The sequence below is a fragment of the Chryseobacterium gregarium DSM 19109 genome (assembly GCF_000430845.1).
GTDB lineage: Bacteria > Bacteroidota > Bacteroidia > Flavobacteriales > Weeksellaceae > Chryseobacterium > Chryseobacterium gregarium.
This window is the reverse complement of sequence record NZ_AUMU01000008.1, coordinates 123503-137472: the sequence shown is the minus strand read 5'-3', so window position 1 is coordinate 137472 and position 13970 is coordinate 123503. Positions and strand designations below refer to the sequence as shown.

17 protein-coding genes are annotated in these 13970 nt (G+C 39.5%); 10 read left to right on the top strand and 7 right to left on the bottom strand.

Going from position 1 to position 13970, the window contains the following annotated elements:
- Positions 1-37: 37 nt before the first annotated feature.
- The 7 genes from pgi (at position 38) to H561_RS0110365 (ending at position 6991) form a co-directional block, all read left to right on the top strand.
- On the top strand, positions 38-1678 hold the full coding sequence (gene pgi / locus H561_RS0110395) for a glucose-6-phosphate isomerase (protein WP_027386939.1): 1641 nt from the start codon (positions 38-40) through the stop codon (positions 1676-1678).
- A gap of 27 nt (positions 1679-1705) precedes the next feature.
- On the top strand, positions 1706-2590 hold the full coding sequence (locus H561_RS0110390; protein WP_027386938.1) for a bifunctional 5,10-methylenetetrahydrofolate dehydrogenase/5,10-methenyltetrahydrofolate cyclohydrolase: 885 nt from the start codon (positions 1706-1708) through the stop codon (positions 2588-2590).
- 6 nt (positions 2591-2596) lie between these two features.
- Positions 2597-3226, top strand: coding sequence for a 7-carboxy-7-deazaguanine synthase QueE (locus H561_RS0110385; protein WP_027386937.1), 630 nt, complete (start codon positions 2597-2599; stop codon positions 3224-3226).
- A gap of 42 nt (positions 3227-3268) precedes the next feature.
- The gene (locus tag H561_RS0110380) at positions 3269-4639 is read left to right on the top strand and encodes an exopolysaccharide biosynthesis polyprenyl glycosylphosphotransferase (protein ID WP_027386936.1); all 1371 of its coding nucleotides are present in this window, start codon (positions 3269-3271) and stop codon (positions 4637-4639) included.
- 183 nt (positions 4640-4822) lie between these two features.
- Positions 4823-5575 (top strand): MlaE family ABC transporter permease, encoded by a 753-nt coding sequence (locus tag H561_RS0110375; protein ID WP_027386935.1) that lies wholly within the window; start codon positions 4823-4825, stop codon positions 5573-5575.
- Positions 5575-6390 (top strand): ABC transporter ATP-binding protein, encoded by an 816-nt coding sequence (locus tag H561_RS0110370; RefSeq protein ID WP_027386934.1) that lies wholly within the window; start codon positions 5575-5577, stop codon positions 6388-6390. Before H561_RS0110375 ends, H561_RS0110370 begins: the two co-directional genes overlap by 1 nt.
- Entirely contained in the window at positions 6374-6991 is a 618-nt protein-coding gene (locus H561_RS0110365) for an outer membrane beta-barrel protein (RefSeq protein WP_027386933.1), read from the top strand. Before H561_RS0110370 ends, H561_RS0110365 begins: the two co-directional genes overlap by 17 nt.
- A gap of 46 nt (positions 6992-7037) precedes the next feature.
- On the opposite strand, the gene H561_RS0110360 is transcribed toward H561_RS0110365, so the two are convergent.
- Positions 7038-7355: a hypothetical protein gene (locus H561_RS0110360; RefSeq protein WP_027386932.1), complete on the bottom strand. Its 318-nt coding sequence runs from the start codon at positions 7353-7355 to the stop codon at positions 7038-7040.
- A 91-nt stretch (positions 7356-7446) separates the two neighbouring features.
- Positions 7447-8253, bottom strand: coding sequence for a M48 family metallopeptidase (locus H561_RS0110355; RefSeq protein ID WP_027386931.1), 807 nt, complete (start codon positions 8251-8253; stop codon positions 7447-7449).
- A 104-nt stretch (positions 8254-8357) separates the two neighbouring features.
- On the opposite strand from H561_RS0110355, the gene H561_RS0110350 reads away from it, so the two are divergent.
- Positions 8358-8903, top strand: a complete 546-nt coding sequence (locus H561_RS0110350; protein WP_027386930.1) for a DUF4251 domain-containing protein — start codon at positions 8358-8360, stop codon at positions 8901-8903.
- Here the strand turns inward: H561_RS0110350 and meaB are convergent.
- Positions 8900-9886 carry a methylmalonyl Co-A mutase-associated GTPase MeaB gene (gene meaB, locus H561_RS0110345; protein ID WP_027386929.1) on the bottom strand — a complete coding sequence of 329 codons (987 nt, stop codon included), beginning with the start codon at positions 9884-9886 and terminating at the stop codon, positions 8900-8902. The genes H561_RS0110350 and meaB overlap by 4 nt on opposite strands.
- Positions 9887-10076: 190 nt before the next feature.
- Between meaB and H561_RS0110340 the strand changes: the two genes are divergently transcribed.
- Together H561_RS0110340 and H561_RS0110335 are read left to right on the top strand one after the other, a co-directional pair.
- Positions 10077-10370, top strand: coding sequence for a c-type cytochrome (locus H561_RS0110340; RefSeq protein ID WP_027386928.1), 294 nt, complete (start codon positions 10077-10079; stop codon positions 10368-10370).
- 20 nt (positions 10371-10390) lie between these two features.
- On the top strand, positions 10391-10681 hold the full coding sequence (locus H561_RS0110335; RefSeq protein WP_027386927.1) for a cytochrome c: 291 nt from the start codon (positions 10391-10393) through the stop codon (positions 10679-10681).
- Between the two features lie 21 nt (positions 10682-10702).
- Here H561_RS0110335 and H561_RS0110330 read toward each other — a convergent pair whose 3' ends face one another.
- From H561_RS0110330 to H561_RS0110315, 4 genes are all read right to left on the bottom strand, one after another.
- Positions 10703-11215, bottom strand: a complete 513-nt coding sequence (locus tag H561_RS0110330; RefSeq protein ID WP_027386926.1) for a tetratricopeptide repeat protein — start codon at positions 11213-11215, stop codon at positions 10703-10705.
- Entirely contained in the window at positions 11202-11900 is a 699-nt protein-coding gene (gene prfH / locus H561_RS0110325) for a peptide chain release factor H (RefSeq protein WP_027386925.1), read from the bottom strand. Before prfH ends, H561_RS0110330 begins: the two co-directional genes overlap by 14 nt.
- A gap of 2 nt (positions 11901-11902) precedes the next feature.
- Positions 11903-12448, bottom strand: a complete 546-nt coding sequence (locus H561_RS0110320; RefSeq protein ID WP_027386924.1) for a hypothetical protein — start codon at positions 12446-12448, stop codon at positions 11903-11905.
- Positions 12449-12558: 110 nt separating this feature from the next.
- Positions 12559-13950 (bottom strand): RtcB family protein, encoded by a 1392-nt coding sequence (locus tag H561_RS0110315; protein WP_027386923.1) that lies wholly within the window; start codon positions 13948-13950, stop codon positions 12559-12561.
- Positions 13951-13970: the final 20 nt, after the last annotated feature.

Genomic DNA, 13970 nt, shown 5'->3' with positions numbered 1-13970 from the left:
AAAAAAATTCCTGCATCTTAATAATCACTTCTATCATATGTTATCAAAAATAAATCCTACGCACACAAATAGCTGGAAAGCCCTCAACGAACATTTTGGAAATCATGATTTTGAACTGAGAAGCCTTTTTCATTATAACCCAAACCGTTTTGAAGAATTTTCAATTAAGAAGGACAATTTTCTATTCGATTATTCTAAAAATTTAATCGATTCGGGAACTAAAGAACTTCTATTGAATCTTGCAGAAGAATGTCAGTTGAAAGATGCTATTTCTAAAATGTTTTCAGGAGGTAAAATCAACGAAACAGAAGGAAGAGCGGTTTTGCATACTGCCTTGAGGGATTTTTCAGGTAAGGAAACTCTGGTTGAAGGCGAAAATATTAAGCCTCAGATCAAAAGGGTTTTAGAGCATATGAAATCTTTCTCTGAAAGAATCATTTCAGGTGAACACAAAGGTTTCAGCGGAAAAGAAATCACGGATGTTGTAAATATCGGGATCGGAGGTTCAGATCTGGGACCCGTGATGGTGGTTTCGGCTTTGAAGCATTTTAAAACAAGACTGGAGGTTCATTTTGTTTCAAATGTAGACGGAAATCATATTACTGAAGTGGTAAAGAATTTAAACCCTGAAACCACTTTATTTATTATTGCTTCGAAAACGTTCACAACACAGGAAACCATGACCAATGCAAACTCTGCAAAAGATTGGTTTTTAAAGGCAGGAAAGCAGGAAGATGTAGCCAAACATTTCGTAGCTTTATCTACCAACGTTCAGGCGGTTAAAGACTTTGGAATTGCAGAAGAGAATATTTTCGAATTCTGGGACTGGGTTGGCGGAAGATATTCGCTTTGGAGCGCAATCGGCTTAAGCATCGTTCTTGCCGTAGGTTATGAAAATTTTGAGCAGTTATTACAAGGGGCTTACGATACAGACCAGCATTTTCAGACCGCAGATTTTTCTGAAAACATTCCTGTCCTGATGGGACTCTTAGGAATCTGGTACCGTAATTTTTATGCGGCTACCAGCTACGCCATCCTTCCGTACTCTCAGTACCTGGACCGGTTTGCAGCCTACCTTCAGCAGGGAGATATGGAAAGTAACGGAAAATGTGTGGACCGAAACGGTGAATTCGTAGAATATGAAACCGGACCGATTATCTGGGGAGAGCCCGGAACCAACGGGCAGCACGCCTTCTATCAGCTGATCCACCAGGGAACGGAACTGATTCCGGCCGATTTTATTGCCTACGCAAAAAGCCCGAACAAAGTTTCTGACCATCAGGATAAATTACTGGCCAATTTCTTTGCCCAGACAGAAGCCCTTGCCTTCGGAAAGACAGAAGAGGAAGTGGAAGAAGAATTAAAAAATTCGGGAAAATCTGAAGAAGAAATTGACTTTTTGTTAAACTATAAAGTCTTTCACGGAAACACTCCGACGAACTCCATTATGTTCAACGAATTAACTCCGTTTTCATTAGGACAGCTGATTGCCCTGTATGAACATAAGATTTTTGTACAAGGTGTAATCTGGAATATTTTCAGCTTTGACCAGTTCGGGGTTGAATTAGGAAAGGTTTTAGCAACTCATATTTTGCCTGAACTGGAAAATAATGAAATAATAAGTTCTCATGACAGTTCTACAAACGGGTTGATCAATTATTACAAAGGAAATAAATAAGAAAGTAAATAATCTAATAACGTAAAAATGGCAGAAATTCTTGACGGACTAAAAGTATCCAAAGAAATAAAAGCGGAAATCAAGGTTGAGGTTGATAAAATCATCGCCAGCAAAAGAAGAGCACCGCATCTGGTAGCCATTCTTGTGGGGAACAACGGGGCAAGCAAGGCTTATGTCAATGCCAAAGTGAAAGACTGCGAAGAAGTTGGTTTCCAATCGAGTCTGGTAAAATTCCCAAGCACGGTTTCTGAATCTGAATTATTGGAAAAAATTGATGAACTGAACAAATCCAAGTCTGTTGACGGGTTTATTGTTCAGCTGCCTTTACCGGATCAGGTCGATCAGGAAAAAATCATTAATGCCATCGATCCCAGAAAAGATGTTGATGGCTTCCATCCTGAAAATTTCGGGAAAATGGCGCTGGAAATGGATACATTCTTACCGGCAACCCCATTCGGGATCTTAACTTTACTGGAAAGATACAATATTGAAACAAAAGGTAAAGACTGTGTGATCATCGGAAGGAGTAAAATCGTAGGCAGGCCTATGAGCATTTTGATGGGAAGAAAAGATTTTCCCGGAAATTCTACAGTAACCCTTACCCATTCTTATACCAAAGATATTGAAGAATATACTAAGAAAGCAGACATCGTAATTACTGCCTTGGGAGATCCGCATTTCCTGAAAGGAGATATGATCAAAGACGGAGCGGTGATTGTGGATGTAGGCATCACAAGAGTTGATAATGATTCTCCAAAAGGATATTATCTGGCAGGCGATGTTGATTTTGACAGCTGTGCCGCCAAAGCAAGCTGGATCACCCCTGTTCCGGGAGGAGTCGGACCCATGACAAGAGCCATGCTGATGAAAAACACCATCATCGCTTATAAAACTTCAGTCTATAATGACTAATTGATAATGAAAATAGAAGAAGATATTTTATTAAAAGAAGGTAAAATGCTCCCTGTCATGGAGCATTTTTACACTCTTCAGGGGGAAGGAGCCCATACCGGAAAAGCAGCTTATTTCATCAGGCTCGGCGGCTGCGACGTCGGGTGTCACTGGTGTGATGTAAAAGAGAGCTGGGACCCGAATTTACACCCGTTGATGAATGCAGGGGAAATTGCAGAAACCGCTGCACAGCACTGCAAGACCGTTGTTTTAACAGGCGGTGAACCTTTAATGTGGAATCTTGATATTTTAACGTCCAGATTAAAAGAATTGGGATGTACTGTTCATATTGAAACTTCAGGAGCCTACCCATTGAGCGGACAGATTGACTGGATTACCCTTTCGCCGAAGAAAACCGGCCTTCCTAAAGAAGAGATCTATCAGAAAGCTCACGAACTGAAAATGATAGTTTTCAATAATAATGATTTTAAATTTGCTCAGGAGCAGGCTGCGAAAGTTTCTGAAAGCTGTACATTGTACCTGCAGAGCGAATGGAGCAAGCGCGATGAAATGTATCCTAAAATAACAGACTTTATCCTGGCACATCCGAAATGGAGAGCCTCAGTACAGACCCATAAGTACCTGAATATCCCGTAAAAAATATGTAACTTGGCCTTTCGGATCCGTTACTCCCGATAGATGCAGAGAATTCGATACTCCAGATACCTGAAATTGATCATCGTTTTGCTTGACCTCCTGGTTATTGCATTTATTTTCATATTCTTTTTTTTGACCCGAAACCAGGATTTACGATACAACCAGGAAACCTGGTATCAGAATACGTTCTCTCTGGCTTTATTATTTTTGTTCTGGATGCTGCTGAGCGGCAGGACAAAAATTTATAATATCCCGAGACATCTGACCTATACTCTTTTTCTGGAACGGCTTCTGATTCATTTCCTATTATTTATTTTGGGAATTCTGCTGATCGGGAAAGTAAGCTATAATGTATTTTTTAATTCTGATATCTACTGGCTCTCATTTTACCTTTTCTTCTTTATTTTTCTGGTAAAATCACTGATATTTTTCGGAATTAAATATTTCCGGAGCTTGGGGATCAATCACAGGAATATTATGTTCCTGAACGAAAACAGTTCTACGGAAGTCCTGAAAAATATTTTAAAGACAAGAAAAGATTACGGGTATAAAATTTTTGAGTATAAAAATTCCCAGATTAATGCTGAAGAATTAATAGAATTCTGGAAAAAAAACGGTATCCATACGCTGTTTATCCCGATAGAAAATGCATACAACGAAAATACGGAAAAAGAAATTTTCAGGTTAGCTGAAAGCAATAAGGTTCACATTTCACTGATCCCCAGCATTACGCAAAGTGATTTTTTCTTATATGATATGGGATATATTCAGACACAGCCCGTATTGAATCAGACAAAGTATCCACTGGACTATTATTCTAATTTCTTATTAAAAAGAACATTCGATGTTGTCTTTTCCGCCATTGTTTTGATCGGAATCTGCTCATGGTTATTTCCGCTCATTGCTTTTTTAATTAAAACGTCATCAAAAGGCCCTGTTTTTTTTATTCAGAAAAGATATGGTTTCCATGAAGAGGTTTTTCACTGCATTAAATTCAGGACGATGGTTGTTAATGATGAATCTTCAACAAGAACAACCGCAGAAAATGATGTCAGAATTACTAATTTGGGTAAATTTTTAAGAAAGACGAGCTTGGATGAAATGCCTCAGTTCTTCAATGTTTTGAAAGGAGAGATGTCAATTGTAGGCCCAAGACCGCATATGTTGGCCGTAGACAATTACTATAAACCGAAAATCGGGAGATACAGCCTGCGAAGTATGGTAAATCCGGGAATTACAGGACTGGCACAGGTAAACGGACTCCGCGGTGATGCCGGCAATGTAGAACTTGAAATGAATAAAAGAGTCCTGGCAGATTCTTTCTATGTAAGGAACTGGAGTTTTGTACTTGATCTGGTTATTATTCTTAAAACCATACTATTGGTCATCATCGGAGATAAAAATGCGAAATAATGTTATTCTAATAAAATCTTGTTACTGGATAAATTAGATTAAATTAATTCTTTATTTCTCAATTAAATAATGAATTTCAATCATCGGAACCAACGTTTACCTTTAATTTTATGGCAGCAAATCCTTTTCGGCACTCTTGTTGTTCTGTCATTTAAATTAATAAAAAAAGTCTAATTTAGCAGAATGTTAAAAAAGTTTTTTACAGCAATCGGAGAATATATTATCCTTCTGGGTAAAACTATTCAAAAGCCTCAGAAAATGAGGGTATTCTGGAAGCTGTTCATGCGGGAAATCAATGATCTGGGAGTCAACTCATTCGGGTTGGTTATCTTCACATCCACATTCGTAGGGGCAGTAGTTGCAATTCAGATGTTTAATAACTTTGATTCATCTTCTTTTCCTATACCGCCGTCTTTCGTAGGATATGCTACCAAAGCCGTTTTGGTCCTTGAATTTTCCCCTACTATCATCAGCCTTATTCTTGCCGGAAAAGTAGGATCCTATATCGCATCCAGCATCGGGACTATGAGAGTTTCCGAACAGATCGACGCGTTGGACATCATGGGCGTGAACTCCCCTAACTTTCTTATTCTTCCGAAGATTTCTGCCTGTATGCTGTTTAATCCTTTGCTGATTGCGATCAGTATCGTATTCGGTATCGGCGGTGGTTATCTTGCAGGAATGCTCACGGGAAACTGGACGACCAATGATTATATCGTGGGAATCCAGATGTATATGCCTAATCTTTTTATTTATTATGCCTTTACAAAAACGATAGTCTTTGCATTCATCATTGCTACCGTTCCGTCTTATTTCGGATATAATGTAAAAGGCGGTTCCCTGGAGGTAGGGAGGGCCAGTACACAGGCAGTGGTCTGGACGATGGTATTCATTATCCTTTCCGAGTTGTTATTAACCCAATTAATATTAAGCTGATGATTGAGGTAAAAGATCTTAAAAAAAGTTTTGATGAAGTTGAAGTGCTTAAAGGGATTTCAACCACTTTTGAAAAAGGAAAAGTCAACCTGATCATCGGGCAGAGTGGCTCAGGAAAAACCGTTTTTCTTAAAAGTTTACTCAATGTGTACCAGCCTTCATCCGGAGAAATTCTTTTTGACGGCAGGGATATTAATGTGATGAACAGAGAAGAAAAGCAGCAGCTCCGGTCTGAAATAGGAACCTTATTCCAGGGAAGTGCACTGTTTGATTCTTTAACGGTAGAAGAAAACATCATGTTCCCCTTGGATATGTTTACGAACCTTAGCTTCAGAGAGAAGAAAAGAAGGGTTTTTGAAGTGATCGGGAGAGTCCATTTAGATAAAGCCAACAGAAAGTTTCCATCGGAAATTTCCGGAGGGATGCAGAAACGGGTTGCCATTGCCAGAGCGATTGTCAATCATCCCAAATATCTTTTCTGTGACGAACCGAATTCCGGACTTGATCCTTATACATCCAATGTTATTGATGACCTTCTGCTGGAAATCACAAAAGAATACAATACAACAACCATCATCAACACGCATGACATGAACTCTGTGATGACGATTGGTGAGAAGATTGTTTATCTGCGATTAGGGATTAAGGAATGGGAAGGCAATAAAGATATTCTGATTACGGCAGGCAATAAAAATCTGATTGATTTCGTTTATTCATCAGAGTTATTTAAAGAACTAAGAGAATACATGCTTGAGAATAATAAAACTATTGAAAATACAATCACTAAATTAGAAGATCATGAAAAAGATTCTTAGTATAGCATTAATAGGATGTTCCATGTTTGCCTACGCCCAGATTTCCCTGGCAGGAAAGGCAAATATACTATTTCCGACAGGATCACCGTCGTGGAAAAACACAGCCAGCACAGCTTCTGCCGCCATAGAAAACAGAGGCGACAATAATGTAGGTTTCAATTTGGGGCTTTCCCTTAAAGTTAATCTTCCTATGGCATTTTTCTTAATGCCTGAGGTTTATTATACAACGTTTAAAAACGAATTTACAGATTCCGTACACAACACGACATTCGATATCAAAAACAACCGTATTGATGTGCCTGTATTAGTGGGACACAAGGTATTGGGAGATCTGTTGGGCGTATTTATCGGACCTGTGGCAAGTTACAATTTAAGCAAAGAAGATACATTTAATGATTTCAGAGAAAATGCAAGAGATAACTTCACCGTAGGATACCAGTTCGGAGCACAGCTTGAAATCAAGAAATTCCTTGTTAATGCAAAATACGAAGGCGCATTCAGCAAGGATCAAAGAAGTTTTATCAATACAGTATCCGGCGAAAGCGTATTGTACGACAACAGACCAAATTTATTTATGGTAGGGGTCGGCTATAAATTCTAAATATCGGCGAAAAATATAAGCTGTAAAACTATAAAATCCTCAAATCTCAGACTTGAGGATTATTATTTTGATGAACCCTAAGCTCGGCTTCACGTCTTGCTATTTCTGCTGCCTGCACTTCAAGCTCCTGCTTTTCTTTCTGAAGTTGCGCAAATTCCTTTCTTCTCTCTTCTTCTTTAATCGCACTTCCTTTACTTACATAGCCAACCATTCCGCCGATAATCAAACCGATGCCAATGCCGCCCAGAATTCCCATAATGTGAGGCATCCCCAAATCATTGACTGTAAAATTATTCGCTGTTAAATAAAATAACAGTATTGACAGTGCTAAAAGAACAAGCCCTATAATTGTTAAATTTTTCATAGTGTTGCGTTTGTTTGGTGTTAATGAAAAAAACCTTACCAAATTTAACACAATTCAATAAGGTTTTACTCAAGATTAATTTTTTATATCATTATATTTTTCCACCTGCAGCTTTATAGTATTCAAGAGCTTTAGGCAAATCTTTATTAATATCGGAAATCCTTGTTTCAGGATTAGGGTGCGTGGATAAGAACTCAGGCTGCCTTGCTCCTTTGGATGCTGCTTCCATCCTGCTCCAGAAAGGAATCGCTTCTCTCGGGTCATATCCTGCCATACCCATCAGGTATAATCCCATTTCGTCAGCTTCAGATTCCTGACCTCTTCCGTATTTTAACAGGGCTACCTGTGATCCGATAGGATATACCTGCTGGAAAACGTTCGCCCACTGTGCATTTGAAATTGTTCCGCCAAGAATGGCTCCGCCGTATTGGGCTACCATAGCCTGAGAAATTCTTTCATTTCCATGCCCAGCCAGAGCATGGGAAACCTCATGTCCCATAACTACTGCCAAACCGTTTTCATTTTTAGTGATGGGAAGGATCCCTGTATATACTGCTACCTTTCCGCCCGGCATACACCATGCGTTCAGTTCACTGCTTTGTATAAGATTAAACTCCCATTTATAATTGGTAAGATCCGCAGAACGTCCGATAGACTGGTAATACCTTTCTGCAGCAGATTTTATTCTTGACCCGACACTCACTACTCTTTTTGCATCTGCCGTTCCGGTAACTACTTTAGATTTCCCCAGTGTTGATTTGTATTCCTGAGCAGACATTGTCAGAATTTCCGAATTGTTTGCCAACTGCAGAGAAGACCTTCCCGTAATGGGATTTGTAGTACAAGCAGAAACCGTTAGAGCCATTGCTCCGATCCCTAAAAGATGTGTAATTTTCATATTCGAGTGTTAATAGTTCAACCTTAACAATTTTTATTCCAAAATAATTTCGCGGCTGTATATTTGCATATAATTTGATGTTTAAACCAATAATACTGTATATCATGAAAAAGTATATCCCGATCATATTTATTTTCAGCTTTCTGATTATTTTTCAGAGCTGTTCTTCTCAGAATACCATTCCTTCCCAGGCCGTTAATATGATGGTGAATTCACCGGATTTTTCATTCCGTGCAGAAAGAGCCAACCCTACCAACTATGACGTGATTAATGTAATGACTTCTTTACCCAATGCGCCCGCAACAAGAATACTGGACCTTTCAGGCAGCAATTATTCCATTGATCTGAAAAATGACAAGCTGGATGTGGCATTGCCTTATTTCGGGAGGGTTTTTAATCCGAGTTATGGAAATACTTCCCAAAGCGGGTACCGGTTTTCATCAAAGGACTTTACGGTAAACAAATCACAGAATAGGAAAGGAAACTGGATCGTAAAAATCAAAGTGAATGACCAATCTACGGTAGACGAAATTACCATTGAAGTTTTTAAAACCGGAAAAGCTTTTACATCGATCAGAAGCAATGACAGGCAGCCGATTTCTTACGACGGTTATATTACAAAAAATGAAGAGCTGAAAGCTCAGCCTTAGTTACTTTTATTTAAAAATTGTTCTACAAATAATTTTGCTTCCGTACTGGGATTTGAAACCATTGCGGAAGCATTTTTTTTATGATGAATATAGGCTTCTTCCAAAGAATTATCCCTTTTCACCATCGACAATATATATTCCTGTACCCAATATTCAAACCGTTTCTCAGCCTGTTGGGTTCTTACCGTTTCAAAGCGGTTATCGTTCTTTTTCAGACTGATAAAATCATTAATTTTTTCAAAGGTCTCTTCCAGGCCTTGGTTATGTAAGGCAGAGCCCAATAAAACAGGAACTTTCCAGCTTTTTTCTTTCGGAGGGATAAAATCTAAAGCACGTTTCAGTTCAAGCCTGGTATTTTTTGCTTTCTGCAGATTATCCTGATCTACTTTATTAATGAAAATCACATCGACCATTTCCATAATGCCGCGCTTAATCCCCTGAAGCTCATCTCCGCCGCCGATAATCTTTAAAAACAGGAAAACATCGGTAATATCCGCAACCAAAACTTCAGACTGCCCCACTCCCACCGTTTCAATCAAAATATAATCGTATCCTGCCGCTTCACAGATCATCATCGTCTCGAACGTTGTATTGGCAACACCACCTAAGAACCCGGAACTCGGTGAGGGACGGATAAAGGCATTCTCCTCCCTGGCAAGTTCTTCCATTCTGGTTTTATCACCCAAAATACTTCCTTTATTGATTGCAGAACTCGGGTCTATGGCCAGGACAGCCACTTTTTTACCATTCGAAATGGCCAGCCTTCCGAAATTTTCTATAAAAGTAGATTTTCCGGCACCAGGAACCCCTGTTATTCCTACCCGCACTGAGCTTCCCGTAAAAGGCATAATCCGTTTCAACAGTTCTTCAGCCTGTTGCCTATGCTCGGTTTTCTTGCTTTCCACCAATGTAATCGCTTTTGCGATCAGGCGCTTGTTTCCCGATCGTATTCCTTCAATAAGCTCTTCTGTAGAAAATTTCATTGATTCAAAAATAATAATTAAATATGAGAAAGTGAAAGGGTCTGTTTTAAACTTCATAATGAATAATCTACCGTTGATTATTCATCATTACCGATCTGCTTAATTTTTATTTCTTCTAAATTAAAAATACAGTTGATATCACGCAGCACAAAGGGAATTCATTACATTTGTTTTATTCAAATAGTTAAACATGAAAAAAATTATCGCTGTAGCCTCATTTACTGCTGTTTTGTTGGCATCCTGTACTCCAAAAGCCTCTACAGCCACGGCTCCTGCAGGGCCTGCAGTTTCTACAGATGAGCAGATGGCCCAGGGAAAAACCATCTTTGAAAATTCCTGCGGCAGATGCCATAAATTACCCGATCCGGCATCCCATACTTCGGTACAGTGGGTAGGAATCATGAATTCTATGGCGCCGAAAGCAAAACTGACAGACGAGCAGCATCAATGGGTTTACGACTATATCGTTTCCGTAAAAAAATAATCACTTTAAAAAATATCAGTATGAAAAAATTGATTTTAGGCATGCTCTTAGGCTCTGCATCCTTAGCCATATCATGCGGACCGAAAAGCACAGCCGTAACCGGACCGAAATATACTTCCTCAGAGCAATTGGCTCAGGGAAAAACAATTTTTGAAAATTCATGCAACAGGTGCCACAAACTGCCTGACCCTGAAAAACATGATGATCAGGCATGGATAAACACGCTGAGCAGAATGGCTCCGAAAGCCAAATTAAGTGAAGATCAGCATCAAATGGTTTATGATTACCTTATTTCTGCCAATAAAAAGTAAGATGACAGTATAAAAGGAGACCTATTGGGTCTCCTTTTTCTTTTTAAGTTTATTTTTTTGCATTTTAGACTTTATGAACTTCTTCCGTTCTTTTACCAAATCTAAGCTGCACGCAGTAAAACAATGTTTTTCCGCTTCTTTTAAAAACTTCAGCGCATTTACCAAACTTCCTCTTTTCTCAGAAAGCAGAGACCGGTGCATCCAGATGGCTGACCTGTCGATGCCTTTGATTTTTAAAGAATATCTGATGAGTTTTTCTGCTTCCTGCAAATCTTCATTGTTAAGGAGGCATTTGATATAATACTGCGGAACATTCAGATTGGCAATATCACACTGCATCGCTTCTTCGAAATAAAGCTTGGCCTTATTATAATCCGTGAGCATTTCGCTGTAGATTCTTCCCATCAGGCACAGGCTGTCTGCATCTTCAGGATCGTAAGACAAAGCATAATTCAACGCTTCCAGACAATCTGGCAGGCTGTAAGGGTAATTATCTAAAGCCTCGAAATAGTATTTACTTTTAGTTAAGGTCATTTCTGTAATTTTTTAATTCGTTTTTCAGGATATTCCTTTGTTTTTTAAAAGATTTTTCCTGACGGTTCTTTTTAAAATCGGTCCCGGAAAATATACGGACTGGGTTTCCTCTTTGTACCTGCAAGTGATTGTTCCAGGTTTCCTGCATTCTTTTTTCCAGTTGCTGAATATGGATTGCCATTACTTTTCCTTTTAATCTGGCAATCGATAATTTTTTATTCTCCAATTGTGATCGTGAATCCTGAACGAAAACGCTCTGTCCCGTAGGCAAATGAGTTGCACGAACGGCGGTGTTGACTTTATTTACATTTTGTCCGCCACTTCCCTGGCTCCGGGTGGTCTGGAATTGAATATCTTTTTCATTGAAATTAATTTCCTCCAAACTACCCAGTTCAAAAACACCGATGAACCAGTTGCTTCTTTTGTGGAGTTTCCGTAATGTACTTTTCCCTGTCCAGCAAATGCTTCCTAACCATGTTTTTAAAAATTCATTTAAATTTTTTGCTTTTACAAGGATGGTTACGGATTTCAATGTCAGGTTTTCATCGCCGTTTTCACGGTGTATGATTTCGTAATCTATTGTATTATCTTTTGCTTCCTCAAGGAAAACCTTCAGCACTTTGGCAACCACCCATTGGCATTCCAAGGGCCCTCTTCCTGAGGTGAGCTGTATTAATTTTTCCATTGTTATTTTGGCATTTCACTTAATCCGGGATGACTGACAGGATCAATTCCTTTTTCCAATAAATCTTTTGCAGCCATGACTGCCCAACATTTATCACTGGAATGAATATTCCTGTAAAATGAAAGTAAAACGTCAGGCTTCACTACTGTAAATCCATTGATTTCTACGGTTTCCAAATCGTTTCTTTCAAAGAAATCAATTGTTATCCTGTGGAATTTTCCATTTTCCGTTTCGATTGTTTTCTCATACCTGCGGAAGTTTTCTTCACCGAGTAAATGATCATAACGGGTCCATACTTTCTGAAAACCTTCCTGCTGAAGAATCATAACGGCTTCAGCTACATTTTCTTTCTCTACAAAAATATCAATATCCTTATGGTCATGGGCGTGTTTATATTCCGTGTGCCCGGTTTCAGACATAAAATGCCACGCCCAGCCTCCTGATAAAATGACTTTATTTTTTAATTTTTCTAAAATCTCGAGTCCGTATTGAATTCTGAATTCCGGCCAGACTTCACCGTACCGTTTTATATTATGTGGTGCTCCCATTTTTTGTTTTTTAATTGTTTTCTGCTTTGTCATTCTGGCGGAGAAAGAATCCCTTTTTAATCCGAGATTCTTCACTTTGCTTTGTTCCGTTCAGAATAACATACCTTGATTTACTTATCCATCCTCACAATCCTGGGCTGGAAAGTTCCGAGAATATCCACCAGCTCACTTTGGGCATTCATGACGTCATTGATGTCTTTGTATGCCATCGGTGCTTCTTCCGTATTTCCGCCCATCAGAGTGACATTTTTGAGTTTTAATTCTTTTCTGATGTCATTTTGAGTGAAAAGATTGCGGCATTCCCCTCTTGAAAAAGCTCTTCCGGCACCGTGTGAAGCTGAGTTCAGCGAATCCGGATTTCCTTTTCCGCGGACGATAAAACCTTTTGCCGTCATTGATCCCGGAATTATTCCCAACTCATTTTCGTTGGCCGGAGTGGCACCTTTCCTGTGAACGATCACTTCTTTGCCGTTATGGATTTCTTTCCATGCGAAGTTGTGGTGGTTTTCAATTCTGGCTTTTATCCGTCCGCCGACTGCTTTCACCAATCTTCTGTGAATATCATTATGGCAGGCTGAAGCATAATCTCCCGCAAGGTTCATTCCCGTCCAGTATTCTAACCCGAGATGCGTATTCAGATCCAGCCAGGCGAAGTTCTGCGCTTCTTTTGGTAGCGGGCATTGTTCTGTTGCCACTCTTGAATAATACTGGGCGATTTCCGCTCCCAGACCACGCGAACCGCTGTGGGAAAGAATGCCGAGGTATTTTCCTTTTGGAAGCCCGATCTGACCGTCATCTTCCGTAATTTCAACTTCCCCGAATTCCACAAAGTGGTTTCCGCCGCCGGAACTTCCCATTTGTCTGATGGCTTTTCCTTTTAATCTTTTTAAAACCGGGATCATATCGAACGTATCCCTGTCGAAAATTTCATGATCGACATGGGATTTATGTGTTTCGTACATCCCGAACTTGGTATGTTCAGCCAGCGCTTTTTCATATTTATCTTTTGCACCGTCCAGATATGAAACCGGTGTATCCAGAATACTGAGGCTCATCCTACAGCCGATATCCATCCCGACCCCGTAAGGTATCACAGCATTTTCGACCGCAAGAACGCCGCCGATTGGAAGCCCGTAACCGCTGTGGGCATCGGGCATTAATGCTCCCTGCACCGCAATCGGAAGCTTCAGTCCTGTGTATAACTGGTTTTTGGCTTCATCTGAAATTTGGTTTCCAAAAATCTGAAACGAGGTCCGGCTGGCATTCAGCATCCTTTTTTCTGTTTTTCTGGATGAAAGTAGGGCTTCCGCGATTTGCCCGAAGGTGAGATCTTTTTCATAGCTCTCAGGATTAATCAGGATTTCCTTCAAAAGAGATTTCACATGATGGATATTTTTCGTTGCAAAATTCCTTTTCATTACCTCCAGAGCGATGTTGACACTCTGATTGTTCGGATAGCCCAGTTTTAATATATCTTTTCCTTTTAGTTTTAAATTTCCCATTGTTATATTTTTAGATTTAA

Excerpts from the sequence above, each read along its gene's own strand:
- pgi (WP_027386939.1), top strand. The coding sequence starts at position 38 with ATGTTATCAAAAATAAATCCTACGCACACAAATAGCTGGAAAGCCCTC.
- H561_RS0110385 (WP_027386937.1), top strand. The coding sequence starts at position 2,597 with ATGAAAATAGAAGAAGATATTTTATTAAAAGAAGGTAAAATGCTCCCT.
- H561_RS0110375 (WP_027386935.1), top strand. The coding sequence starts at position 4,823 with ATGTTAAAAAAGTTTTTTACAGCAATCGGAGAATATATTATCCTTCTG.
- H561_RS0110340 (WP_027386928.1), top strand. The coding sequence starts at position 10,077 with ATGAAAAAAATTATCGCTGTAGCCTCATTTACTGCTGTTTTGTTGGCA.
- H561_RS0110360 (WP_027386932.1), bottom strand. The coding sequence starts at position 7,355 with ATGAAAAATTTAACAATTATAGGGCTTGTTCTTTTAGCACTGTCAATA.
- H561_RS0110335 (WP_027386927.1), top strand. The coding sequence starts at position 10,391 with ATGAAAAAATTGATTTTAGGCATGCTCTTAGGCTCTGCATCCTTAGCC.
- meaB (WP_027386929.1), bottom strand. The coding sequence starts at position 9,886 with ATGAAATTTTCTACAGAAGAGCTTATTGAAGGAATACGATCGGGAAAC.
- H561_RS0110320 (WP_027386924.1), bottom strand. The coding sequence starts at position 12,448 with ATGGGAGCACCACATAATATAAAACGGTACGGTGAAGTCTGGCCGGAA.
- prfH (WP_027386925.1), bottom strand. The coding sequence starts at position 11,900 with ATGGAAAAATTAATACAGCTCACCTCAGGAAGAGGGCCCTTGGAATGC.
- H561_RS0110350 (WP_027386930.1), top strand. The coding sequence starts at position 8,358 with ATGAAAAAGTATATCCCGATCATATTTATTTTCAGCTTTCTGATTATT.
- H561_RS0110390 (WP_027386938.1), top strand. The coding sequence starts at position 1,706 with ATGGCAGAAATTCTTGACGGACTAAAAGTATCCAAAGAAATAAAAGCG.
- H561_RS0110380 (WP_027386936.1), top strand. The coding sequence starts at position 3,269 with ATGCAGAGAATTCGATACTCCAGATACCTGAAATTGATCATCGTTTTG.
- H561_RS0110315 (WP_027386923.1), bottom strand. The coding sequence starts at position 13,950 with ATGGGAAATTTAAAACTAAAAGGAAAAGATATATTAAAACTGGGCTAT.
- H561_RS0110365 (WP_027386933.1), top strand. The coding sequence starts at position 6,374 with ATGAAAAAGATTCTTAGTATAGCATTAATAGGATGTTCCATGTTTGCC.
- H561_RS0110370 (WP_027386934.1), top strand. The coding sequence starts at position 5,575 with ATGATTGAGGTAAAAGATCTTAAAAAAAGTTTTGATGAAGTTGAAGTG.
- H561_RS0110355 (WP_027386931.1), bottom strand. The coding sequence starts at position 8,253 with ATGAAAATTACACATCTTTTAGGGATCGGAGCAATGGCTCTAACGGTT.
- H561_RS0110330 (WP_027386926.1), bottom strand. The coding sequence starts at position 11,215 with ATGACCTTAACTAAAAGTAAATACTATTTCGAGGCTTTAGATAATTAC.